General features: G+C 42.8%; 24 protein-coding genes and 3 tRNA genes. 2 read left to right on the top strand and 25 right to left on the bottom strand.

What is annotated here, in order from left to right:
- Nucleotides 1-20 precede the first annotated feature (20 nt).
- On the top strand, nt 21-311 hold the full coding sequence (locus WCW66_04870; GenBank protein MFA6392049.1) for a hypothetical protein: 291 nt from the start codon (nt 21-23) through the stop codon (nt 309-311).
- Between the two features lie 89 nt (nt 312-400).
- Here WCW66_04870 and WCW66_04875 read toward each other — a convergent pair whose 3' ends face one another.
- From WCW66_04875 to WCW66_04900, 6 genes are all read right to left on the bottom strand, one after another.
- A complete protein-coding gene (locus WCW66_04875; GenBank protein ID MFA6392050.1) occupies nt 401-898 on the bottom strand; it encodes a hypothetical protein in 498 nt (165 codons plus the stop codon).
- 621 nt (nt 899-1,519) lie between these two features.
- On the bottom strand, nt 1,520-2,398 hold the full coding sequence (locus WCW66_04880) for a hypothetical protein (GenBank protein ID MFA6392051.1): 879 nt from the start codon (nt 2,396-2,398) through the stop codon (nt 1,520-1,522).
- 160 nt (nt 2,399-2,558) lie between these two features.
- Nucleotides 2,559-3,851, bottom strand: a complete 1,293-nt coding sequence (tig, locus tag WCW66_04885; protein MFA6392052.1) for a trigger factor — start codon at nt 3,849-3,851, stop codon at nt 2,559-2,561.
- Nucleotides 3,852-3,965: 114 nt separating this feature from the next.
- Nucleotides 3,966-5,423 carry an AMP-binding protein gene (locus WCW66_04890; GenBank protein ID MFA6392053.1) on the bottom strand — a complete coding sequence of 486 codons (1,458 nt, stop codon included), beginning with the start codon at nt 5,421-5,423 and terminating at the stop codon, nt 3,966-3,968.
- Nucleotides 5,424-5,447: 24 nt separating this feature from the next.
- Complete coding sequence (locus tag WCW66_04895) at nt 5,448-6,842, bottom strand: lysophospholipid acyltransferase family protein (protein MFA6392054.1); 1,395 nt, start codon at nt 6,840-6,842, stop codon at nt 5,448-5,450.
- A complete protein-coding gene (locus WCW66_04900; GenBank protein MFA6392055.1) occupies nt 6,836-7,375 on the bottom strand; it encodes a CDP-archaeol synthase in 540 nt (179 codons plus the stop codon). Before WCW66_04900 ends, WCW66_04895 begins: the two co-directional genes overlap by 7 nt.
- A 316-nt stretch (nt 7,376-7,691) precedes the next feature.
- On the opposite strand from WCW66_04900, the gene WCW66_04905 reads away from it, so the two are divergent.
- Entirely contained in the window at nt 7,692-8,039 is a 348-nt protein-coding gene (locus WCW66_04905; protein MFA6392056.1) for a hypothetical protein, read from the top strand.
- A 282-nt stretch (nt 8,040-8,321) separates the two neighbouring features.
- Here the strand turns inward: WCW66_04905 and WCW66_04910 are convergent, their stop codons facing one another.
- From WCW66_04910 to WCW66_05000, 19 genes are all read right to left on the bottom strand, one after another.
- Nucleotides 8,322-10,337 carry a sodium-translocating pyrophosphatase gene (locus tag WCW66_04910; GenBank protein MFA6392057.1) on the bottom strand — a complete coding sequence of 672 codons (2,016 nt, stop codon included), beginning with the start codon at nt 10,335-10,337 and terminating at the stop codon, nt 8,322-8,324.
- A gap of 58 nt (nt 10,338-10,395) precedes the next feature.
- Nucleotides 10,396-11,700 (bottom strand): transcription termination factor NusA, encoded by a 1,305-nt coding sequence (nusA, locus tag WCW66_04915; protein ID MFA6392058.1) that lies wholly within the window; start codon nt 11,698-11,700, stop codon nt 10,396-10,398.
- Between the two features lie 127 nt (nt 11,701-11,827).
- Nucleotides 11,828-12,811, bottom strand: coding sequence for a ribose-phosphate diphosphokinase (locus WCW66_04920; GenBank protein MFA6392059.1), 984 nt, complete (start codon nt 12,809-12,811; stop codon nt 11,828-11,830).
- Nucleotides 12,812-12,937: 126 nt separating this feature from the next.
- Complete coding sequence (locus tag WCW66_04925) at nt 12,938-14,065, bottom strand: hypothetical protein (GenBank protein ID MFA6392060.1); 1,128 nt, start codon at nt 14,063-14,065, stop codon at nt 12,938-12,940.
- An 86-nt stretch (nt 14,066-14,151) separates the two neighbouring features.
- Nucleotides 14,152-14,547 (bottom strand): YraN family protein, encoded by a 396-nt coding sequence (locus WCW66_04930; GenBank protein ID MFA6392061.1) that lies wholly within the window; start codon nt 14,545-14,547, stop codon nt 14,152-14,154.
- A gap of 83 nt (nt 14,548-14,630) precedes the next feature.
- Nucleotides 14,631-15,188, bottom strand: a complete 558-nt coding sequence (locus WCW66_04935; protein ID MFA6392062.1) for a class I SAM-dependent methyltransferase — start codon at nt 15,186-15,188, stop codon at nt 14,631-14,633.
- Between the two features lie 47 nt (nt 15,189-15,235).
- The gene (locus WCW66_04940) at nt 15,236-15,844 is read right to left on the bottom strand and encodes a ribonuclease HII (GenBank protein MFA6392063.1); all 609 of its coding nucleotides are present in this window, start codon (nt 15,842-15,844) and stop codon (nt 15,236-15,238) included.
- 54 nt (nt 15,845-15,898) lie between these two features.
- Entirely contained in the window at nt 15,899-17,176 is a 1,278-nt protein-coding gene (locus WCW66_04945) for a Glu/Leu/Phe/Val dehydrogenase (GenBank protein ID MFA6392064.1), read from the bottom strand.
- Between the two features lie 17 nt (nt 17,177-17,193).
- Nucleotides 17,194-18,393, bottom strand: a complete 1,200-nt coding sequence (locus WCW66_04950; protein ID MFA6392065.1) for a pyridoxal phosphate-dependent aminotransferase — start codon at nt 18,391-18,393, stop codon at nt 17,194-17,196.
- Nucleotides 18,394-18,405: 12 nt separating this feature from the next.
- Nucleotides 18,406-19,365, bottom strand: a complete 960-nt coding sequence (gene trxB / locus WCW66_04955; protein MFA6392066.1) for a thioredoxin-disulfide reductase — start codon at nt 19,363-19,365, stop codon at nt 18,406-18,408.
- 17 nt (nt 19,366-19,382) lie between these two features.
- On the bottom strand, nt 19,383-19,706 hold the full coding sequence (gene trxA, locus WCW66_04960; protein MFA6392067.1) for a thioredoxin: 324 nt from the start codon (nt 19,704-19,706) through the stop codon (nt 19,383-19,385).
- Between the two features lie 22 nt (nt 19,707-19,728).
- Entirely contained in the window at nt 19,729-19,995 is a 267-nt protein-coding gene (locus WCW66_04965; GenBank protein ID MFA6392068.1) for a metal-sensitive transcriptional regulator, read from the bottom strand.
- Nucleotides 19,996-20,164: 169 nt separating this feature from the next.
- Nucleotides 20,165-20,374: a carbon storage regulator CsrA gene (gene csrA, locus WCW66_04970; GenBank protein MFA6392069.1), complete on the bottom strand. Its 210-nt coding sequence runs from the start codon at nt 20,372-20,374 to the stop codon at nt 20,165-20,167.
- 513 nt (nt 20,375-20,887) lie between these two features.
- Nucleotides 20,888-20,963 (bottom strand) — tRNA-Ala (locus tag WCW66_04975).
- Nucleotides 20,964-21,332: 369 nt separating this feature from the next.
- Nucleotides 21,333-21,406, bottom strand: a tRNA-Ala gene (locus tag WCW66_04980).
- Between the two features lie 56 nt (nt 21,407-21,462).
- Nucleotides 21,463-21,537 (bottom strand) — tRNA-Arg (locus tag WCW66_04985).
- 267 nt (nt 21,538-21,804) lie between these two features.
- Nucleotides 21,805-21,963 (bottom strand): hypothetical protein, encoded by a 159-nt coding sequence (locus tag WCW66_04990; protein MFA6392070.1) that lies wholly within the window; start codon nt 21,961-21,963, stop codon nt 21,805-21,807.
- Between the two features lie 253 nt (nt 21,964-22,216).
- A complete protein-coding gene (locus WCW66_04995; GenBank protein MFA6392071.1) occupies nt 22,217-22,519 on the bottom strand; it encodes a PRC-barrel domain-containing protein in 303 nt (100 codons plus the stop codon).
- A gap of 2 nt (nt 22,520-22,521) precedes the next feature.
- Complete coding sequence (locus tag WCW66_05000) at nt 22,522-23,307, bottom strand: YidC/Oxa1 family membrane protein insertase (GenBank protein ID MFA6392072.1); 786 nt, start codon at nt 23,305-23,307, stop codon at nt 22,522-22,524.
- Nucleotides 23,308-23,311 lie beyond the last annotated feature (4 nt).

A 23,311-nucleotide genomic window follows, 5' to 3' on the forward strand; every position in this document is an offset into this window, starting at 1 on the left:
TTTTTGCACCGTGTTATGTTATGCCAACTGCCTTTCAGCAGAGAACCGACACCCGCGACTCAAGGAGAATAATATTGCTCTCGAAACGCAGAATCAGAAGGCTCGTACGGCGCACCATCGCGTCATTTGTCGGCATTATTTTCGGTCTGGTTCCTGCCTGGTTCCTTCTTTATGATCTACACACAACTCAAGGTAACAAACTCTATTTTGCCAAATGGTTATGGCCAATACTTACTGTGCAGTTCTTTCTGATCATTTTCACCTTCGCCTGGATCTGGGCGATCTGGACCAATCGGATCCCAGAACTCTAACGCAAGCTGACCCTTGCGTTTTTTTATACAAAGAAAAAAGGCGACCCTGCAGAGGTATCGCCTAAAACTCTCATAAACAGCAACGATGCTTAACGCGGACGATGGTGAGGATTGTACTTGCGGAAAGGCTCCCGCAGTTCTTGTGCCCGATAGAGCACGAGGCTCAGTTCGAGCATCTCGTCCAGGGAATCGACCAGAAACACATTGGCAAGCCGGAGCTTGCGAAGGTGTTCGCGCACGAGTGCGCGTGCGCGCAGACTCTCCTTGCGCGCAACGGGATCGTTGAGCTCATCGTTCAGCTTGTCATCGATCATGATGACGAACTCCCGATGATCATCGAGCCGGATGGCGTTCAGGATGCTGAACCCGGTTTCAGCCAGCGACCCGGTCCCGTAGGACTCGTCGGTCACGGGGAAGAGGATGACTGCATCCTCAGCGAGATGCTGTGCTTCCTCCACGGCACATTCGGGGGTCCAGTCCTCGACTTGGGGATTGAAGAAAGCGACACCAAGATCCTGGTACAGCTTGATGAACTTCGCGCGCCAGGTACTTGATCCACAGGTCCCGAACAATCCGATTGTTAGCATTACGCTCACCCTTTCATCCTTTTGTCCACTGACACGAGTGAACAGTCATCACTAGTCGCCACGAATGACATTGTGACGACACGATAGGATATCATAAAATATGTTTCATGTCAAGACTTAATCATATTGTATAAATAAAAAAGAGGCGGCAACGAAGATGAAGCCGCCCTGTGCCTGACTGGGATCATTTGTCCCTCTTCCTGGGCTAGCCAGGCGATAGCCGAAAATGCGTGATGCATTTCCCTACCATTCGCCTTTTCAGGCGGGGGAAAAGGAGCTCGAGCTCTCTCTGTGGAGAAAGAAATGATAGCGACCCTTCTCTCGCAAGGGGAGTGTTTGCCTCGGCGCAGTGTGGTCCGGCTCCGTATCCTTGCCTTTTCCCCGAAACAGATCGGGGACGGAGAGACGCTCCTCTCGACGCTGACTTTCAGGCGATCTGGGCCGTCCAGTGAATCATACGTCACCTCCCTTCCGGTTTTGGACGCATATTTATATTAACATGAAAACATGATTAATCAATGTCGGCCTGATACAGACTGCATATTATATTCTGCTCGCATATAAAAAAAGAGTCGCATGCAGTATGAGCAATTGACTCTAGCGAAAGAACATGCCCGATCTTCAGTTGAGATCGAACTGCACAGACCAGATAATTGTCGGGTGGCTGTGCTGCTGAAGCACCAGATTGGGTTGGAACTTCAGTGCCCCCTGTCGTAGCTCGGCACCGACAACAACCTCGACATCATCCGTCACCAGTTGTTCTTGTGCCATCGTCAGTAGTGCAAATTGAGTCCGCTGGGTACAGCGCGCGGTCAGTGCGAATGATTCGTTCAAATCCGCCACAGCAGTAACCAGCCAGCCCCGGCTGTGTTGGAAATCTCTCCGCCACAGCATGGCGGATTCCACACTCAGTCCAGATGCCGGACAAACCGACAACTTGCCGTAATACAGTGTACGCTCACCCGGCGGCTGACGACCGGACTGAAATGCTCCGGAGAGACGCAGTGGTCCAATCCAGGACGACGTAACAGATGCTGTGAAGTCGCGTGACTGGTTGTCGTCCGGGACATTATGTCCCGATCCGTTGAATACGCACGACTGGAATGATCCGAGCCGATTCGCGAACAGGATCGATACGCCGATGTCATACTGGTCAGTAATGTAATAGTCCGTCAACGCATAGGCTACGAACCGCTTTTTCCCCGGCGAGGATTCAACCTGCATCATCGGGTTGGTGAACTGACCCAGACGCAATTTGCTCCTGCCTAAGATAGGCAGAGTCATCCGGTATTCGAGATAGACCTGAAGTGGGATTGTGTTCTTCCCCACCTGCGCCTCACCGAACAGTGTGAGACTGTCCATACTCGCGGTAAGGAATGGCCGAAGCCGGCGTAGTTCGAAGCCCTGCCCCGCATCCTGAATCTGACCGTAACCGCCGGCATGCAGAACAGGAAAATATTCCCCCGTCTGAGCCATGGCGCTCGCTGTACAGAACAGCATTACTACCAGAACCACGTTTCTCATGCGCGTCCCTCTCTTTCTGGATGTACACACCCTCCTTAAGCAAAGTTGTGTATCTTAAACAAACTTGCAGAGGATGTCAAGGATCATTTTATAACCAAAAACCACCCTAACAAACGTAACCAGGGTGGTTTTTTAATTACTCTTGAGTAGCCAGCTTGTAAAGCATATCAATCACTTTCTGATTGACCATCACATTTTTTACGAAACTGTGATAGTCAGGATAGTCTAGCTGTTTTAACATTTCATCATTACCCTGCTGTTCGTACATTTTTTTGCTCTTATCTATTTCTTCATGAATCTCCGCTTCCGTCGCTTCGATTTTTTCCAGTTCAGAAACTTTCCGGATCAACAACGCTGTCCTAACTCTCTTTTCCGCCCGCGGTTCAAAGGACGTTCTCAGTTCTGCTTCAGTTTTTTTGATACTCTGTAGATAGTCTTCGTATTTCAATCCCTGATTTTCAAAATCGTGACGTAATTCGTGAATCATTTTGTCTATTTCGGAAGCCACCAGGTCTTCCGGAAATTCACCGAACTTGCTTTTGCCCGCAATGGACTCCAGCATTTCCAGCTCAACCCGCTGACGTTCTTTGTTTTCCAATTCCTGAAGCAAGTTTTTACTGATCTGGTCTTCCAGATCCTTAATCGACTTGAACGGACCGAATGATTTCGCAAATTCATCATTGGCTTCCGGTTTTTCAATCTTGAAAACTCCATTCACTTTAATCCGGAACTCGGCCGGTTTACCGGCCAGGATTTTTTGGAAATATTCCTTCGGAAACTTCAGTTCAAATTCCTTGGTTTCACCTTTTTTCATCCCAATCAATTTATCTTCAAACCCGGGGATGAAATTTCCCTCGCCGATGATAATCGGCTGGTTCTTACCCTGTCCGCCTTCGATGGGAACTTTATTTTGAAATACTTCAATATCTACTTCCGCTTTATCACCTTTTTGTACTTCCCGGTCAACGAGAGCTTCTTTACTGCGCATCTTTCTTAAATCATCCACCGCTTTCCCCAATTCTTTCGGATCTACTACCACTTTCTTCTTTTTGACTTTTACTGATTTATAATCTCCAATTTCTACAGTCGGCAGCAGTGACACGGTTGCTTTATAGATAAAGGGATTGCCTAAAGCCTGTTTGATTATATCAATCTTTGGTGTTGAAATGATAATTATTTTTTCCTGTTCAATCGCTTGACCAATACTCATCTGGATCGCAAAATCAGCGGCCTCGGCCATAATCTGGTCCGCTCCCACCTTTTTTATTACCACATCATCCGGCACCTTACCTGGCCTGAATCCGTCAATGCGGATACCGGCACCGATCTTTTTGAGTGCCGCCTGGTAATATTTCTCTAATTCTTCAGCCGGAAGCTCAATGGTTAATTCCATTTGACCTTTTGGCAGCTGGTTCTTTGTTATTTGCATAAAAAAAATCCTTTATTCTTTAAGGAAGTTAAGTAAGGGCATTATAGCGGATTAGGGGTTTTTTGCAAATGCAAACAAAAAACGGGCCTTGATATAACCCGCTTTTAGGATATTTTAGTTTTTTGGCCGGTTATCTACTATTCTTTTTTCCTTTAATTCGGTTTCCATACCCAGCTGATCCAGGAGGGATTTCAGATCCCTTTTCTCAGTAAGAACCTGAATGAACATGTCGTTATGGATTTTTTTCTTTATTTCCTCTGACAGATCTTCATATGACATCCCTTCTTTGGGACAAAGATAGACAACGATTTCGTCAATTTCATATGGATCATTATTTTTCTTTCGAATCTCCACTTGCCATTCTTCAACCTCTTTCATACCGGACAATAGAGGATATAATATGTTCAGATTTACTAGCTCGCCTTTCAATTTAGTAAGATGAAATTCTTTAACATCCGAAGACCGCTGAATATCCATTTTAATTCTTGGTACAGTTTTACCGCAGAAGGCACATTGTCCGTATTCAATCCCCTGGACCATATCGCCGGTCTTATAACGAAGTACCAGCGAGCCTCTCCAATCCAAGGCAGTATAAACCAATTCGCCCGACTGACCTTCCTCAACCCGCTTGCCGTCTTTGTCAATCACCTCAAAAAATTCCAGGTCCGGATAGGTATGATAGCCGGAATCTTCCGCACACTGGATCCAGGCGGTCTTACCTTCAGTTAAAGCATAAGTCGCAAAAATTTGCACATCCTTTGCGCCTACTTGCGTCAATAGCTCTTTAACTTTAATACGGAGTCCCGGACTGACACGCTCCCCCCCGAAAATAATATATTTTAAGTTTGAAAAATCTCTTTTCTGTTTGACCGCTTCGCGCAGCAGATGATAACTATAGCCAGGAATAAACGCCACTAAGCCGGCTTTCATATTCTGGATCGCATCCATTATTTTTTGAGTCCCCATCACCTTACCACCGCCGGTGGCTAGTGATGTCATACCGATTGTTGTGAAACCATAGTAAGCCAACCAAAACGCCAAATGCGGTGAATACGGGAAAGCATTGATAGCCACGTTATCTCGGCTGACATTAATCACATCAATCAGACGGTTTGCTGATTCTTTAAGATATGTGAGATCCCTTTCCGAATAACCAAAAGGTGTAGGAAGTGCCGTTCGTCCGGTAGTAAAATGCAAATGGATCGGTTTGTATTCCCTGCCCGATTCCCTTTTAATATCTTTACCGGTAATTTTACCCCAGACGATTTTCAGCAAGGTTCCCTTGGAAGCATATTTTTTGATCATATGCTCATCCGGTTGGAGCATAAACCGCTTCGGTTTTGCCCTGTCATCTTCTGTTGGTGCGAGATCTTCTTTGGATGTAAAAGGCAGTTTAACCAGATCATCGGTCGTTTTAATATCATCAAAACTCAGTTTATTTTTTTCCAGCAATTCCCGATAATAAGGATGGAAGGGAATCTGGTACTTCATCAGCGCCCGTAGTTTTTTATTTTGGATCCTTCTTTGTTCATCTCTTGAACTATGGGCAAGTTTTTTCCAGTTTTCGTACATGTTTTTTAATCAATATTTAATTTTTTAAAATTCTTTATTAACTGTAGCACGATCAGAGTTATCAGTCATCCCGATATATACAAAATCACATTTCTTTCCGCTTTTCACTACTTCGTCTTGGTTTATCCATGGTAAGTATCCAGCTTCAATAATTTGCCTGGAAAATTCTTCTGGTGGTAATTTAATGCCAGGTAGATATACGCTTACCGATTCAAATCCATCTGCCATCGTTAATGCTCGATCCAACAATTTTTCATCTCGCATCCTCTGTTCTGACAAGGCATGTATCGCTCCGATTGTTTTTACACCTGTTTTAATAATTATATCCTTTACCGCATCATAAGACACATCTTCAGCCTCCCAGTGTGCTTCTTTTTTAACATTATCAGGATATGGCTCGGACCATTCTTTGATAAATGAATAAACAATGCATCGATGCGCCCCAAGCTGTTGAATAATTTTTTTAATTTTTGGTAACGCATTTTTATGTTTACAATCCAAAATCAATACAACGTCCGGAGCTTTATCCAGCATTTTCACGGCTGTGTCTATATCAATGTTTTGGGGTAGAGGCAAATTATTTTTAACATAATACTCTTTTGGGTGCCCAACATATATTTTACCGGTTTGATCATCATATGCTATATCCAATTCGATGCTCGTACCTTTACTGATCGCTTCTCGTATTGTATCTTCATGCACCTCCCGCATATGCCAATAGATATAAGGTCTGTTTATTTTTTTTGCTTTTTCAATCGGATGAATATTTTCTATCGGCTTGCCGGTCAGAAGAGAAATTTTTTCTAAAACCTGTCCGGTAATTTCGTGCAGTATATCTTTATTTAATTCCTGATCATAATATGAATCAAAGGTCATCGGTTGTCCAAAATTTATTCTGATTTCATGTTTTCTGCAAAAAATTAATGACAATAACTTCACATCTTTATCGTTCGGACCAATATAGCCGACGGGGATTACCGGGCACTTCGCCCATAGTGCCAGACGAGCCACCCCTGTTCTCCCTCTGCCGATCGTATCATCATAGTGCCTGTGCCCCTCCGGGAATATTCCGACTATTCCTCCCTGTTTCAGATGATCCGACGCTATTTCCAAACAGCGCCCCGGGTTTTCTTTATCAACATAAATCATCCCAAACCACCGTTCTCCAACCAGACTACCAAAAAACTTTTTTAATTCTATTTTACTGATAAATCTTGGTTTGGTTCTGCTATGACGCCCCGTAATAAAAGCGATTAACAGCGGGTCCATAAAACTTACATGGTTGGCAGCAATGATGTATGGCCCCTTTGTCGGTATATTTTCTATGCCGGTAATTTTTTTTATCCGCAACATAATAATCGGCGTCAACAAAATCCGCGTTAAATGAAAAAATATCGTATCTTTCTGTCTTTCTACCATCGCTTGTTGATTTTTAAATAGTAACCGATATTGCGCACCAGAATATGCAAAACAAAAGTGAATACAATCAGCGCCAAAGAGCGTACCCAACCGACCGGCCAAATAATTGATACTAAAGCGATCGCCCCAACAGCAGCATCTATCTGGTCCCAGGGCATAAACTTTTTTCCCGGCGCAATACCCACCCGCCTTTTGATAAAACTTTTGACCATATCACCGAACAGTGCGCCGAACCCGATTAAGAAACCTACAAGCCATACCGAATATTGATCATAAGGAAATATGCTGATCTTTTCAAATGTTTCAAACTGCATCAACCATTTTTGAATCGCAACAATTATTATACTAATAGAAGTCCCACTGATTAGACCTCGCCAAGTTTTATGATCACCGAGCAGGTTTTTGCCGTCAAACCATTTAAAATTAAAATCAACCGGATGCGCCAGCCACTTCCAGTGTTCTTTCATCAAAACCGGCATCATATTAGCAAAAATGCCGGGCAACATAAAATATAAATAGGCTAAAAGAATCATCAATTATCGTTTTACATATGATAAATCAGGGTTATTTTACCATTTTATCGACCTTTTTAAAAGTATCTTGACGTGTCTTGGATAATACTCTAGTATGGTAATTACATTGACAATTTGTTCAAGTTATCAAGAGTGATTCAGATCCCGCCTTTGCGGGAATACGCAGGACCGGCCTGCTAAAAACTGAATCCAGCAACCCTCTCCAAGGAGGAATGGGTGCTAACTCCGGCCCAATGCGGGGAAGATGATAGAAGTCAGATGCTTTCCTTAGGGGAAGTTTTTGTTTTAACAAGTCACTCCAGCCGGGAGGAACCCCATGGCCAGCCCAACTAGCAATCAGGTTTTTCACGCACTGTGCGTCCGCGCCGAAGCATCCGGTCACCATTCACATGGACATCCGCTCTGTGTCCTGATTCAGGGACGCGAGGCGTTCCTCTGCGAACGTCACGACACTCCCGAAGGTTGGGTTACGCGGACAGTCTGCATTCCACCGGAGGATATCCTCAACTACGTCGGCGAAGAAGACGCTGACGCAATTCGGTCGAAATTCCCGATCTTCTCCGATCAGTTCACCGTCAACGGTGACAACTACCCCCAGCCGGAAGGATTCGGGGCTCCCGTGAGAATCGAACCGAAACCGGAGCCTGCACCGCAGGCAAGCTAAGGAGCGAAACCATGTCACTGCGCGACGGGCTCACACTTGCTGAGGCGACCGTTCGCCAACAGCACCTGGACCAGGTACACCAGTCCAATTCTCTGACTGAAGACGAATGCGTCATTCGGAGAGTTATCGCTCAGTACGAAGCGGGCGAAGACACTCCGGCTACCCGGGTACTCTCCGACTGGATCGCCAGTCGCACGGCACAATCCACCTAATCGTTCATTCACCCAAATCGAAAGGACCATGGTTCCCCACGGCCCTTTTTTTTATTTCTACCAATCGATCCTAGATTAACAAACCAACAATCAGCAGTGCTACTACATTGATCACTTTGATCATCGGGTTGATCGCCGGACCGGCCGTATCTTTATACGGATCGCCGACTGTGTCGCCGGTAACCGCCGCCTGATGCGCCGGAGAATTTTTTCCGCCGTAATGCCCGTCTTCAATATATTTCTTGGCATTGTCCCAAGCCGCTCCGCCCGCTGTCATTGATAGTGCGACAAAGACACCGGTAATGATTGAACCGATCAACATTCCGCCCAGCGCGTCGATCCCTAATAAAAATCCAACGGCAATTGGCGCAACAACCGGGATTGCTGCCGGAAATATCATTTCTTTCAATGCCGCCTTAGTTACAATATCAACTGCTTTGCCGTATTCCGGTTTGGCAGTACCTTCCATAATCCCCTTAATCTCACGAAACTGTCTGCGCACTTCTTCAACCACACTGGTTGCAGCCCGGCCAACAGAGCGCATCGCGACTGAACCGAATAAATATGGTAGGGAACCGCCGATGAACAGACCGATCAGAACATTATGATTACTCAAAGCAAATTGAGCATCAATTCCTTTATCCATAATTTCCTGTACATATGATGCAAACAACACCATCGCAGCCAAGCCGGCTGAGGCGATTGCATACCCCTTTGTAACTGCTTTAGTTGTGTTGCCCACTGAATCCAGTGGATCAGTTACCGCTCTGACCGATTCCGGCATGTCGGACATCTCGGCAATTCCGCCGGCGTTATCAGTAATCGGGCCAAAGGAATCGATGGCAACAATAATTCCTGTTAAAGAAAGCATCGCCATGGTTGCAATGGAAATTCCATAGAGACCAAGATCATAATCGCCAAGTAACATATAGCTGGCCAATATTCCGCCGACAATCACCAGTACCGGCAAGAAAGTTGATTCCATGCTGACTGATATTCCTGTAATAATATTTGTTCCGTGACCACCCTCTGATGATTTGGCGATACTCTTAACCGGACGGTATTCTTTTGATGTGTAATATTCTGTAATCACTACAATTAACCCGGTAATCACTAATCCTATTAAACTGGCATAAAATATACTCATGGCATAAGGTTTGTCGCCAAATGCATTATCAGTCGCAAAGTAAAAAAGAACTGCCGCGACTAAACCGCTGACAATTATTCCTTTATACAGCGCGCCCATGATGTTGGGTTTGTTATTGTTTAGCCGGACAAAGAAACTGCCGATCACCGAAGCGATAATCGCCAGTCCGCCCAGAATCAACGGGAACTCAACTGCTGTCTGTTGTAACACACTGTCACTTTTGAATATCAGTGAGCCCAGTAACATCGCGGCAATTGTTGAAACTGCATAAGTCTCAAATAGGTCCGCGGCCATACCGGCGCAGTCACCGACATTATCACCGACATTATCCGCGATCACGGCCGGGTTGCGTGGATCATCTTCCGGAATACCGGCTTCAACCTTACCCACTAAATCCGCTCCGACATCCGCACCCTTGGTAAAGATACCACCACCTAAACGGGCAAACACAGAAATCAGTGATCCGCCCAGACCCAAACCAACCAGAGCTTTAAGATCTGAAGTAATAAAATAAAAACCGGCGACAGACAGTAACCCGAGGCCAACTACCATGAACCCCGTTACTGCACCACCTTGAAAAGCAATATCAAAAGCTTTCTTAATTCCGGATCTGGCCGCTTCCGCTGTTCGGACGTTGGTACGCACCGAAACATTCATTCCGATGTACCCGGCGAGTGCCGAACTGATTGCGCCAATCAGAAATCCGAATGCAGTCAGTTTACCTAGTGCGAGCCAAAGGATTACGAAAAGAATTGCGGCAACAATTGCGACTGTTCTATATTCCCGTTTAATAAAAGCGGCGGAACCCTCGCGGATAGCCTTAGCAATATCTTTCTGTTTGCCTTCACCCTCTGGTTTTTTCATTATCGAAATAATAAGGAAAATACCATATGCAAGCGCGATCAGCGCTGCTACGATAGACCAATGCACAAGTCTCATTGCTTCACTCCTTGTTTATCTTCGGTCCGCAAATTAGCGGCATCGAAATAGTTAATAATTATTTGTCTTTTTTATCCTCTTTTTTTGCTGATGCTTTTTTCTTGGCTGTCTTTTTTTCTGGTTTATCTTCTGTTTCCTTTACTTCTTCTTTTCCTTCAACCTCATCATCAGATGATTCAGATTTTTCTTCTTTCGGTTTATCTTTTGCTTTATTCTTTTCTTCTACTGTTTCACCTTCTTTAATAATATCTATCTTGAGGCCGGTTAGCTTGGCGGACAGGCGGACGTTCTGACCGCTTTTTCCGATTGCCAGAGATAGCTGATCTTCCTTCACTTCTGCGATCGCTCTCCCTTCCTTTTCATCCAGTTTGACGCTGATGACTTTCGCCGGTGATAGAGAATTGATAATAAACTTAATCGGATCCTCGTCATATTCGATAATATCAATTTTTTCTCCGCCGAGTTCCGCGATAATTGTCTGCACGCGGGTTCCGCGCTGGCCGACACACGAACCGACCGGATCAATATTTGACTCCTTTGACTGAACTGCTATTTTTGTCCGGGAACCGGCTTCTCGCGCTACTGCCTTTATCTCGATTGCGCCATTGGCAATTTCCGGCACTTCCATTGTAAACAGTTTCTTCACCATTTCCGGATGAGATCTGGATACAACAATTTCCGGTCCTTTGGTGGTTTTGGTAACAGAGACAATATATACTTTAATTCTTTGACCAGAATTATAACGTTCCTGTTCAATCTGCTCCTGTGGAGGCATGACGGCTGTAGTCTGGCCGATATCAACTAAAACAACCCTTCCTTCAACCCTTTGGATAGTGGCATTGATGATTTCTCCTTCACGGTCTTTGTAATCACTGTACACAACATCCCGTTCCGCTTCGCGTAATTTCTGAATAATAACCTGCTTGGCAGTTTGCGCAGCCATTCTACCGTATGCTTCCGGCGGAAACATTTCGGTTCTGATTTCATCACCCAAAGAAACATCTTTTTTCAATTTCCTAGCCTCTGAAATCATAATGTCAGTTTTGGGGTTAAACAGTTCAACCCTCTCTTCTTCAGTTAATTCCCTTTTCTCTTCTTTGGCCTTTTCCCGCTTTTCTTTTTCTTCTTCCTTAGCCTTCTCAATTTCTTCTTCCGTCATATCCGCTACAACATGCTTTACATCAAAAATACGTGATGCGGCCGTTTCGATATTAAACTCCACTTTAATATTCTCGTCTTTTTCGCCAAAATCTTTCCGGTAAGCCACGGCTAAAGCAGCCTCGATTGTCTCAATAACCGAACTCTCGGAAATATTTTTCTCGTCGCAAATTTGTTTGATCGCTTTTTGAATTTCTGATGACATATCTTTTATCCTTATCGTTAAACATAAATAAAACTAGTCTTCATAATGAACACTAGTCAACACCAGTATAACAAAGAGGCAAAATAATGCAAGTCGACAAATAAAAAAAGCTACCTTGGAAAGATAGCTAGCGCTGTTCGAAGCAGATTGCCGAGACGGAAGTCTCTGTGGTAATTGCCTCGATGGCGGGGGCAAAAACATCCGCGAATGAACAAACCTTGATATTCGAGCCGAAACCCGCCTTCATGCCGATAGGGATGGTGTCTCCCACAATCAGCGACTTCAGACGAGACTGCCCGATCTTGCCGACAGCATCCCCGGAGAATACCGGATGTGCTGCGATCCCGTGAACAACCCTGGCACCGCTATCCAGCACGGCTTCCGCGGCACCGATCATCGTACCACCACCATCGACCATGTCATCCAGAATGATGCAGATGCACCCCTTCGGATCACCGTAGATCTCGTTGACCCGGGAATGTCCGTGTCCACTACGTTCCTTGTCGATGATCACGACACGATCTCCCGGGAAACGGTGTTTGCGGTAGTTACGGACCATTTTACCGCCATTGATATCCGAAGATACCAGCGCAAACGGCGTATCCGGTCCGTATTCTTCCCGTTCACTCGCCACGATCCGCTTGATCTCCGGCACCATTACCGGATACATGTACAGGTGGTCACAAGGGATGTTGAAGAACCCTTGGATCTGCGCGGCGTGCAGTTCCGCCGTGACTACCCGGTTGGCACCGGCGGCAGCCAAAAGGTCCGCGACCAGTCTCGCGGTGATCGGCACCCTACCTTCCTTCTTGCGGTCCTGGCGCGCACAGCCGAAATACGGCATCACTGCCGTAACCGCGGCGGCCGAAGCTCGCTTGGCAGCATCAATCATCACGAGCAGCTGCATCAGATTGTCGGCGGGTGGCTGAGTGGACTGGATGATGAAGACGTGTCTTCCACGCACATTCGCATCCAGCTGAGCGAAAGGTTCTCCGTCAGCAAACGGAGTGGTTTTGGCCGGGCTCAGAGGAACGCCCAGTTTGGACGCAATCGCCTGAGCCAGCTCAGGGCACGATCCGCCGGAAAAAAGCACGATTCTGGAGAGATCCATTGTCGCCACCTCCTCACAGGCAAGTTACAGGGTCTTAGTTGTCAAAGGTTTATTACCTTAACATGCCTATTTGAAGAATTCAAGTAAATAAAACCACCCTACATTGTAGGGTGGTTTTATTACCTTCTATTTACTAGGAGGGGGAGGCGGCATATTATTACCACCTTCACTTTTTTCCGAATTCTCTTTATGTAGCAAGGTTTGTTGTCCCGAATGATCGGAAGGTTTATTTTCCAATCCGCCTAATTTCTCAAGTCCTTTGAGACCACCTTGGTCTCCTTTATCACCGCGACCGCGGAGATTTACTGCAATTATGATTACAATAATTGCCAGAATTACCCACCAAACTAATGCTGACTGATCACTATCAGAATTACCATTCTCATCAGTTTCAGTGTTGGTGTTAGCATTGCTATCATTTTCATCCGAAGCTGTTGTTTCTTCATTATTCTCATCTGCAGTAATTTCTTGTTCTGCTTCAATTGAAGTAGCGACTGAAGCCTCACTTACGCCCATAACCTGGGGGTCAGTGTATTCTTCAGTTGACATATCGGGCGCCTTAACAAAAAACCCGACGACATTTGAATAACTGCTTTCTTTGCTCTCGGCATTTACAGCTGTTACATACACCAGATGAGCTTTGTTTGGATCAAGATCGAGAAATGGTTGATAAGAAAAATTGGCAACGCCTGACTTATCATTTTCAACCATAAATTGTCCATTTAACTCTTTATCGATGAAAACTTTGATCAACGAATCATTCACAGCTAAGCCGGTAATAAACGGCTTTGTTGAAACTGTTTTATTGTTTACAACTAGTTGAAACAAAGTGGGGGCTGGAAACGGATCCTCTATTCTGAATAATGTCTCTTTTGACATTAAACTTTTTAGATTGGATTCCTTTTCTATTGCCACCACAGAAACAGTATGTTCTCCGGATTTAAGCGATATAGACGGAACAAATGAAAAGCTTGCAGTCCCGCTTTTATCTTCTGAAACCTTCGCCATACCGTTTAACTGGCCATCGATAAATACTTCGACCTTGGTATCATTTTTTGTGAGGCCGGTAATCACCGGTTGCTCATAGATGGTGGAATCCTTCGCTTTAGGCCATATCAACGTTGGGGTTGAGACAGTCGAGCTGGCTGCCAGTAGACTCTGTGGAACAACCAACAGAGTGATGACACAGACAGACATAAAGATTCCGAAAACCTTGCTTAAAGAGGATTGCTTAAAATACTTTAACATATTCATAATTTTTCCTCTTTTACTTTTTTAAGGGACACTTGTCTTATACAGACAGTGTTTCATCTTACTACAGCAATTCTAAAAGTGTCAAATTAAAAAATATCAATCTCACGATTATTTACTTCCGAAATTCCAACTCCTTTAATATGTTTGATCAGGTGAGTAAAAAAATCCATACGAAACTGCACAACAATAACATCAATCCGATATTCTGACACTTCCGGGTAAGTTGCAAGAAAAACTTCAATTGTCTTAATTATTCTATTTATTTTAATATCAGTTATCGCTTCTTCCGGGGCACCGAACGAATTAGTGCAACGGCTCTTAACCTCAATAAAGACGGTCTCACCCCCATCCTTGCCGATAATATCAATCTCCCCGAATCGGGAAGTATAGTGCCGATCAATAATAAAGTACCCGAGCCCCATACAATACTCCACCGCAATATCTTCCCCAATTTTGCCGATATTTTGACGGTAATTCTGCATAACAAAACGCCCTTTCAAGGCAGTGCGCTTTATAAAAAAGCGCCCTGCCAAGAGGGCGCCCAATAATCAATTTATTTATAGCACTATTTCTTTATATATTCAAGTAAAAAATGATAGGGTCCGGTATCTAGTGTTTTTTCTAAACTATAGCCCAGTTTTTCCACAATTCCTTTGATTTCATCCTCTGAAACACGATCTTCTGTCTGTGGCCCGAATGGCGTGCTCATTTTTTTCCAGTCAACAATCACCAATTTACCACCCTTTTTTAGAAGACGGGTTGCTTCCGTAATAACCGCTTCGTGTTTTTTTGTCTGGAACAGCGTATTCACCAATAAGGCAAAATCTAGACTGCTCTCGCGGATTTTTGTCGCACCGAGAATTTCCAAATTAGACCAGACCATTCTAACGTTCGTCAGCCCTTCCAGCTTTACTTTCGTCCACACGCTTTTCAAAACATTTTTCAGTACATCAACCGCGTATACCTGCCCTTTATCTCCAACCGCCTTTGCCGCCTGCAAAGTAAAATATCCCATACCTCCGCACCCCAAATCTCCCACCACGTCTCCATATCCAACACCGGCCTGATGAATAATCGCCTCCGGGTTTAACAATTCGTTTCCTCCCGCTGCTTTTCTTTCCATGTTCTTTGAGATTAGTGTCCTTTATTATTATACTTCATTTCTTGTTCTTATACCAAATCCTTCATCGGTGAAAATGAGATCCGATGGATTTTACAAATTCCGTATTTTTCAATCTTCTTCTGATGATGTTCTGTACCATACCCTTTGTGAGCATGAAAATTATATTCCGGATAATCTTTGTGCGCCTCTACCATAATAAAATCCCTGGTGACCTTGGCGATAATTGACGCCGCTGCAATTGAGGCAACTTTTTGGTCGCCTTTGGTAATTGCATGGTGTTCAATCCCAACATGATCCAGAAGAAAATAATCCACAAGCAAATAATCCGGTCGCAGGATTAGTTTTTTCACCGCCTGTTCCATCGCGAGTGCGTTTGCGTCGTTAATACCGATGCGGTCAATTGTTTTTTCTGAAACGATCCCCACGCTCCAGTTTAATGCGTTTTTGACGATTTCAATATACAGCTGTTTGCGCCGTGTCGGAGATAGTTGTTTTGAATCCCGCAAACCGTCTACGCGAATTCTGGGATTCAAAATAACACTGGCCGCTACAATCGGGCCGGCCCATGCTCCGCGCCCGGCTTCATCAAGTCCGGCAACTTTTAAGTAGCCTTTCTTTTTTAATTTTTCCTCTTCTTGATATGTTGGTTCAACCATATTCATCCCTTCTACAAACAGTATATCACTATTAATAGTAACGGAAAATGGCTGTTAGTAACCCTTCGCGTGCAATGCCTCAGCCACTCTCTCGATAGCAAGAATATAAGCAGCGGTCCTCATATCAGTATTATATTTTTCTTTATTTTCCCATACTTTGTCAAAAGCGGAAGTAATCAGCAGTTTCAGTTTTTTATTTACCACTTCTTCGGTCCAGTATTCATTAGAGATATTTTGTAGCCATTCAAAATAGGAAACCGTTACTCCGCCGGAATTCGCCAAGATATCCGGCACCACCATTATTCCCCTCTTCGCCAGTTTTTCATCCGCTTCCGATGTGACCGGTCCATTAGCCAGCTCAAACACCACCTTCGCTTTTATCTTCCCTGCATTTGTTTTGGTAATCTGATTTTCTAATGCTGCCGGCACTAAAATATCACACGGTAATTCAAGCAGTTTTTTATCGGACAATCTTGCGTAGTTCTTACAGTCACAAACTGCCCCAGTACAATAACAACCGCTTGCTAGTCCTTTTTCTTTTTTAGTATCCATTACGTGAACCGGATCCAACCCTTTGCCGCGTTTATCAAAAATACTTCCTTGCGAATCTGATATAGCGATTATTTTATATCCTGCCTGATGTGCAAACTGTGCAAAATGATACCCGACATTACCGAGCCCCTGTATTACAATCTTTGTGTTCTTTGGATTAAGTTTCAGTTTTTTAGCTACTTCTTGCAATAAATAGAAACCACCCAGCCCTGTTGCCGGCCCCCTACCCTGTGACCCGCCCAACGCCAAAGGTTTACCGGTTATTACCGCAGGAGTAAAACGCCCAGTCAGTTTACTGTATTCATCCACCATCCATCCCATTATTTTCGGATTGGTATTTACATCTGGTGCGGGCACATCCTGATCCGGTCCGATAAAATCCCTTACGGCATTAATATACCCTCTAGACAATCTTTCGAGCTCTCCTTCAGAAAGTTTTTTCGGATCAACTTTAATCCCTCCCTTACCCCCGCCGAAAGGAATATTGGCTACGGCAGTTTTCCAGGTCATCAGAGCGGCCAGTGCTTTTACTTCGTGTAAATTAGCCTGGGGATGGAAACGGATACCCCCCTTATAAGGCCCTCGATCATTATTATACTGGACGCGATATCCCTCAAATATTTTCCATGAGTGATCATCCATTTTCACTGGGATGGAAAATTGAAATGTTCTATAAGGAACTTTCAAAATCTCATAGATATTCCGGTCTAAATCGATCAGTTCCGCCGCTTTCTTTAACTGCTCTAGTGTATTAGCAAAAGGATTTTTAGTTGTAGCCATTGAATTATCTTTAATAATTATTTGTACTCTTCTAATGCAATTTTTAATATTTCCATCGCCCGGGTAAGTTGTTTTACATCTAAAACAAACGCGATGCGTATTTCATTTTTCCCAGCCCCTTCCGTTTCGTAAAAACCGGCAGCCGGTGCGAACATAACTGTTTCATTCTGATCATTAAATTCTTCCAATAACCAACGGCAAAAATATTCCGCATTATCGATAGGCAATTTAACAATTAAATACAATGCACCCTGTGGTTTGTAATATTCTACGCCAGGGATTGTGTCCAGAGATTTTATTACGACATCCCTTCTCTGCTTATATTCTTTCACCATAGGATCGATATATCTATCGGGTTGCTTTAATAGAGGGATAACTGCAAGCTGTTCAATTGTTGGGGAAGAAAGACGGCCTTGAGCGAATTTTAAAACATTCTCCATGACTTTTTTATTTTTTGATGCGATACAACCGATACGCGCCCCACAAATATTAAAACGTTTTGAAATACTGTCCACGACAATTATCCGATCGTGAATCTCTGTAAAATCCATCATGCTGATTGCTTCACCTTCAAATACAATTTCTCTGTACACCTCATCAGCAATAATAAATATATCATGCTTTTTTGCCAGCTCCGCGACTTTTTTTAATTCCTCACGGGAATAGACCGTACCGGTAGGATTAGAAGGGTTACAGATAATAATCGCTTTCGTTTTTTCAGTAATCTTTTTTTCTATTTCCTCGTCTGATGGCAGATGAAATCCGTTTGTTAAAAATGTTTGTACCGGTACCGGTTTAACTGAAGCCATCCGGGCAAACGTAATATAGTTAGCATAAAGCGGTTCAAAGATTATTACTTCATCTCCTGGGTCTGCCACAGTCATTAAGGCAAAAATGATTGCCTCACTCCCGCCGGTGGTGACAATTATATCCTCGCTGACAAAAGGAATATTGTTTTGCTGATAATAATCGCTCCACGCATTTACAACTTCCGCATAGCCCTCCGACGGAGCATACGCTACAGTCTTTTCTTGATACTTTCTTACTTCCGTGAAAAATCTTTTTGGGGTCTCCAAATCCGGCTGCCCGATATTTAATTGATAAACTTTTACCCCCCGCTTTTTTGCCGCGCCGGCAAAAGAAGAAAGCTTTCGGATTGAAGAAGCGTGCATCCCATCTGCTCGAAAAGAAAGCGGAATAGAGTTATTTGATGGCATAGTATTTTAATATTATTTTTTTTCTCCCCAATCTACACCGCCTTGTCTTCCGGTTTTTCTCTGTAAATATTTGTAAGTCTGTAATGCTGCCTTTGCCCCTTCTCCGGCAGAGATCACAACTTGTTTATAAACAATATCAGTAACATCCCCCGCTGCAAATACACCGGGACAAGATGTCTCACAATTACTATTAATTACAATTTGATTGCGGTCATTGCGATCCACTAAATCTTTTACAATATCAGTCTTTGCAATATAACCAACCTCCACAAAAACCCCGTCACAGTTGATTTTGTCTTCTTCTTCAGTCTGATTGTTTTTTATACTGACCGCTTCAACTTTATTACTCCCATGTATTTCAACTACTTCACTATTCAACAATATTTTAACGTTTTCTTTCTGCTTTATTTTATCTAAAATAATATTTTCCCCACGGAAAAAATCTTGCCTGTGGATCAGATACACTTCGTTGGCAATTTTTGACAACAGCTCAGCAGAATCCAAAGCGGAGTTGCCACCGCCGACCACTATTACAGTTTTATTTTTAAACAATGGGCCATCACATGTGGAACAATATGAAACGCCCCTGTTTTTTAAACCATTTTCACCTGGCACACCCAGATCTCTCGGCGTAAGCCCAAATGCCAAGATTACTGTTTTCCCAATAAATTCTTCTTTTGAAGTTGTTATTCTGAATTCACTATCTGTCTTTTCAATTTTATTTACTTCCTGATAAATAATTTCTGCACCGCTGTCTTCTGCTTGTTTTTTAAATTGCTCCATTATTTCCAGTCCGTTCGTTTTGCCCAAACCGGGATAATTCTCCACAATCCCGGCGATTGAAGCCTGCCCACCAAGATCCTTTGTGATTACCAACGTCTTCAGTGTTCTGCGTGCAGCATAAATAGCCGCGGTCAGTCCGGCAGCCCCAGCACCAATAATAATGCAGTCATATTCTCTTGCAGATGGCATTAAATTTGATTTAAAAATTATAGGTTTTCGTCGATGACTTTCTGCAGATCTTCTTTTGACTGTGCTCCGATCGATTGCTTAACAACTTCCCCATCCTTAAAAAATAAAAAGGTCGGGATACTCATGACGTTATATTTCTGCGTTGTGGCCTGATTTTCATCAATATTCATTTTTGCAATTTTTACTGCCTTACCTTCATTGTCCTTCATTAATTCTTCCATTACCGGTAACATGATTTTGCATGGTGTACACCATTCCGCCCAGATATCAACCAAAACTAGCTGGTCGTGCTTTAACACTTCCTGCTCAAAATTATTATCATTTATTTCAACGCCTGCCATTGTATAATTCCTTTCCTATTAATTAAGTTAATTTAAATAAATTAGTTGTAATCTTTTCCAAATCCTCTGATTTCTTTTTAATACTTCCCTCCCCAGTTAGACACTCTCTTGATTCATTGCGCAACACACTTACGCCCAACGAATCCAGTGACGCTCTCGCGGCCATTAACTGTGTAATTATTTCACCACAGTTACGCTTATCCTGTAACATTCTCTCAATGCCTTTTAGTTGGCCTATAATTCGCCGTAGATGTGCCTGATTCTTTGGTATTTTATCAGTATTTGCCATGATTGTGTAATTATAATATACCCCCCTAGGGTATATTATATTAATTCCAAAAAATTGTCAATAGACATAACTCATTTCAATTATATCCTCAATATGACTTGGGTCTTAAATAAAAAATGCCCCAGCCAATGATGGTGGGGCGGGCGAGAAATGTACAGCGAATGAAGAGTTACCTGTTTTTGGTTTTGGTCCCTCGTTTGCGCGAGCCCTGAGGGATTTCGCTGGCGATCTCGATAGCGATCTCCTCGCGGTGAACAGGGATGCTCCTGGGAGCGTCGATCCCGATCTGAACCTGGTCGCCCCTGATGTCGACGACCATGATCGAGATATCGTCCCCGATCATGATTTTTTCGTTGCGCTTGCGGCTGAGGATCAGCATGGGTCTTCCTCCTTGAATGGGCCGTTTTGCTCCCTGAGAATCCATGGAAGCCGGATTACAATAACAAATAATGAAATATTAATCAAGCCCCTACCTATTTATCTGATGTTCCACGTAGAACAAAATCAAAAACCGCCCTATTCATATGGGGACGGATTTATCATTTGCCGTATAATTTTGTTTATTTAGTTCGACTCACACATTGATAAGGATGAATTTGGTATTTTGATAATATGAATCACAACCTGCACACCATCTGCACTCGAGACATTCGGTTATTAATAGTTGAGTGGCCGAAACCCTAACAAAGTGAGAGATACCCTCCAGACATAATCGGGACACTCGACTCATTGTTGGATAAGATAATCCTTGTCGTTAGTAATGAGTGGTCGAAGACCACGTTAAGCCTCTCGACTTCGCTCGAGGCACTCGATTCTTCTTTTGATATTGTCGAAGGCGTTAGTAGCGCCATAGACCACGAGTGAGTCCCGAACTTGTGAGGGACGAATCGAGTGGTGGAGATGAGGGGACTCGAACCCCTAACCCCTTCCATGCCATGGAAGTGCTCTACCAATTGAGCCACATCCCCATTTATATTTAATTCAACAATTTATTACATAACTGAATTTGAAGTAATCAAATTATATTATGGTTGAGGCAATATGTCTAGAGAATTAATAAAGTAATTAAATATTTTGTAATGCTGTTGATTAACTGTTTATATTATGTAAACAAAGTAAGATATTATATTTGCTCATAGCATGACAAAAGCAAAGACTATAATTAATTTGTATTAACCATTTTAATATTTTCGATGGTTATAAAACAATATTTATCTCTCTTAATCAATATATGATAATGGACTCAATTAAAAAACAAAATGTTCCACGTGGAACATTTATCCTAATATAGTAACAATGGGGGATTGTCTTAAATATTCATACGTTTGACCCGTGTCTGGTGGAGATACTGGGAATCGAACCCAGGCCTCAGCAATGCGAATGCTGCGTAATACCACTTTACTATATCCCCAGCAAACATGGATCAGTAAATCAAGAATTAATACTCAATTTACAAATAATACATGGTGGTGCCCCCGGCAGGAATCGAACCTACATCTAAAGCTTAGGAGTCTCTCGTTCTATCCATTGAACTACGGGGGCAAAAATATAAATACTTTATTCACTATCAAGAGGTGTCCATTGTCAGCCCAAGGCTGATCCGCCTCGGGCGGAAACTACGAGGGCAGAACACTAAATATATAAATGAGATAACACAGTTACATACACATATCCTTTTATAACCGCAAAACTCACTTTACCAATAAAGCCTGCTTTTTGCTACCACAAAACCTATATTTGGCTAATTTTAGTGCAATTTTAGATTATATTACTGAAATTGAAAATCATGCTTGCTTATGCGTCGCACAACTATTTTATAACTATTTCAGCTATTTTTTTACTGAGATCATTTATAATTTCAGTATTGGTATCCAAAACAACTAAACCTGCAAGAATTGCAGAAAATAGTAAAACTACCGCAAACAATATTTTCAAATCTGTTCTAAGAAATGATTTACTTTCTTCCATATAGTGTATATTCTAATGAAAAATAAGTAATTACACAAGTAGTATTGACATTATACTAATAGTATGTTATATTCTGACATTTATCCACAGTTGCTTGATTTTTAATCATTTAAATAGTTTGATCCCGGCAGCACCTGTAATTAGCAATTTTGAGATATTAGACTTTTCTATTAAGCATATAATTGTTTGCAGTTGCTTTAGCGAATTAAGATACAAAAAAACCTCCCTTACTAGAGGGAGGTTTAAATATATTTTATAATGAGATTGGGGGAGCAGATTTATTTTTCCCCAGTTCCTTTGTGTTGAATAATTTTTCTTTGTCTTTACTAATTGAATCGTCCACAGTCATTCTATTTTGATCAATTGAAATTACCTGCGTTCTATTTACAATAAGGTCTTTGGAAAAAAACTCTTCAATTAAGTTACTGCCTCTTACGATATATTGATCCACTCCGTGCGTTTCAATATTAATTATCAGCTCAGAAATTTTTCCTAACTCTTCGCCTGATTCCGTAAAAACAGGGAGATGAAGAAGTTTTTTCGAAGAAATTTTCATGATTATTTTTGATCAATAACTTGAGGAATTACTTTTTTTGTATTTTTATCCCTAAAAAGCAAATACTGCTGCCCCACTTGAAACAGTGTGGACGTTGCCCAATATAAAGTCAAACCGGCGGGGAACTGGATGCCGAATATCACGGTTATTACCGGCATAAAATACATCATTTGTCTGTTAATCGCGGCTGACTTACCCTCATCTTTACTTCCTTTTGTATCTATTTCCGGTTTCTTTCTCATCATCATCTTGCCTTGTAAAAACTGCAAACCGCCGGCGAGGAAAGCAAGTATATAATTTCCTTTTTCTGCTAAATCAACAAAACCTAAAAACATCAAATTCACCGGCGTTGTCGTGTAGGTATCTTTTAAATACCCATATAAATGTTTCACTTGATCTGCGACCAGCACCCCTGTTTCTGAGTCCGTTGTGAGACCACCAAAGAATACCCGGTATAAAGCAATCAGAATTGGCAGTTGGATCAGAAGGGGGAGACAGGAAGAAAAGGGGTTAACCTTATTTTGCTTATAAAAACTCATCAATTGTTTACCCATTTCCTCTCGATTATCCTTATATTTGGCCTTAATTGCGTCTAATTTGGGCTGTGTCTCCTGTAGCGTCTTTTGCGATCTAATAGATGAACGAGAAGGAAGATATAGGACCAGTTTGATCAATAAAGTGAGGACAATTATTGCGATTCCTAAGTCCTTCCAGGGTAAAACATCATAAATATAAATCAGTCCGTTAAATAGCGGCTCGTAGAGTACAGTGTTAAAAAATTCTGCCATTGTT

This window comes from Patescibacteria group bacterium, from assembly GCA_041664365.1.
In the GTDB taxonomy this organism is placed as follows: domain Bacteria; phylum Patescibacteriota; class Patescibacteriia; order UM-FILTER-42-10; family UM-FILTER-42-10; genus JAHJEX01.

Coding starts and splice junctions, on each gene's coding strand:
- WCW66_04890 (MFA6392053.1), bottom strand. CDS start 5,423: ATGTACGAAAACTGGAAAAAACTTGCCCATAGTTCAAGAGATGAACAA.
- WCW66_04995 (MFA6392071.1), bottom strand. CDS start 22,519: ATGAAAATTTCTTCGAAAAAACTTCTTCATCTCCCTGTTTTTACGGAA.
- WCW66_04905 (MFA6392056.1), top strand. CDS start 7,692: ATGGCCAGCCCAACTAGCAATCAGGTTTTTCACGCACTGTGCGTCCGC.
- WCW66_04925 (MFA6392060.1), bottom strand. CDS start 14,065: ATGAATATGTTAAAGTATTTTAAGCAATCCTCTTTAAGCAAGGTTTTC.
- WCW66_04910 (MFA6392057.1), bottom strand. CDS start 10,337: ATGAGACTTGTGCATTGGTCTATCGTAGCAGCGCTGATCGCGCTTGCA.
- nusA (MFA6392058.1), bottom strand. CDS start 11,700: ATGTCATCAGAAATTCAAAAAGCGATCAAACAAATTTGCGACGAGAAA.
- csrA (MFA6392069.1), bottom strand. CDS start 20,374: ATGCTGATCCTCAGCCGCAAGCGCAACGAAAAAATCATGATCGGGGAC.
- WCW66_04900 (MFA6392055.1), bottom strand. CDS start 7,375: ATGATTCTTTTAGCCTATTTATATTTTATGTTGCCCGGCATTTTTGCT.
- WCW66_04920 (MFA6392059.1), bottom strand. CDS start 12,811: ATGGATCTCTCCAGAATCGTGCTTTTTTCCGGCGGATCGTGCCCTGAG.
- WCW66_04935 (MFA6392062.1), bottom strand. CDS start 15,188: ATGGAAAGAAAAGCAGCGGGAGGAAACGAATTGTTAAACCCGGAGGCG.
- tig (MFA6392052.1), bottom strand. CDS start 3,851: ATGCAAATAACAAAGAACCAGCTGCCAAAAGGTCAAATGGAATTAACC.
- WCW66_04950 (MFA6392065.1), bottom strand. CDS start 18,393: ATGCCATCAAATAACTCTATTCCGCTTTCTTTTCGAGCAGATGGGATG.
- WCW66_04945 (MFA6392064.1), bottom strand. CDS start 17,176: ATGGCTACAACTAAAAATCCTTTTGCTAATACACTAGAGCAGTTAAAG.
- WCW66_04875 (MFA6392050.1), bottom strand. CDS start 898: ATGCTAACAATCGGATTGTTCGGGACCTGTGGATCAAGTACCTGGCGC.
- trxB (MFA6392066.1), bottom strand. CDS start 19,365: ATGCCATCTGCAAGAGAATATGACTGCATTATTATTGGTGCTGGGGCT.
- WCW66_04965 (MFA6392068.1), bottom strand. CDS start 19,995: ATGGCAAATACTGATAAAATACCAAAGAATCAGGCACATCTACGGCGA.
- WCW66_04880 (MFA6392051.1), bottom strand. CDS start 2,398: ATGCTGTTCTGTACAGCGAGCGCCATGGCTCAGACGGGGGAATATTTT.
- WCW66_04895 (MFA6392054.1), bottom strand. CDS start 6,842: ATGGTAGAAAGACAGAAAGATACGATATTTTTTCATTTAACGCGGATT.
- trxA (MFA6392067.1), bottom strand. CDS start 19,706: ATGGCAGGCGTTGAAATAAATGATAATAATTTTGAGCAGGAAGTGTTA.
- WCW66_04870 (MFA6392049.1), top strand. CDS start 21: ATGCCAACTGCCTTTCAGCAGAGAACCGACACCCGCGACTCAAGGAGA.
- WCW66_04940 (MFA6392063.1), bottom strand. CDS start 15,844: ATGGTTGAACCAACATATCAAGAAGAGGAAAAATTAAAAAAGAAAGGC.
- WCW66_05000 (MFA6392072.1), bottom strand. CDS start 23,307: ATGGCAGAATTTTTTAACACTGTACTCTACGAGCCGCTATTTAACGGA.
- WCW66_04990 (MFA6392070.1), bottom strand. CDS start 21,963: ATGGAAGAAAGTAAATCATTTCTTAGAACAGATTTGAAAATATTGTTT.
- WCW66_04930 (MFA6392061.1), bottom strand. CDS start 14,547: ATGCAGAATTACCGTCAAAATATCGGCAAAATTGGGGAAGATATTGCG.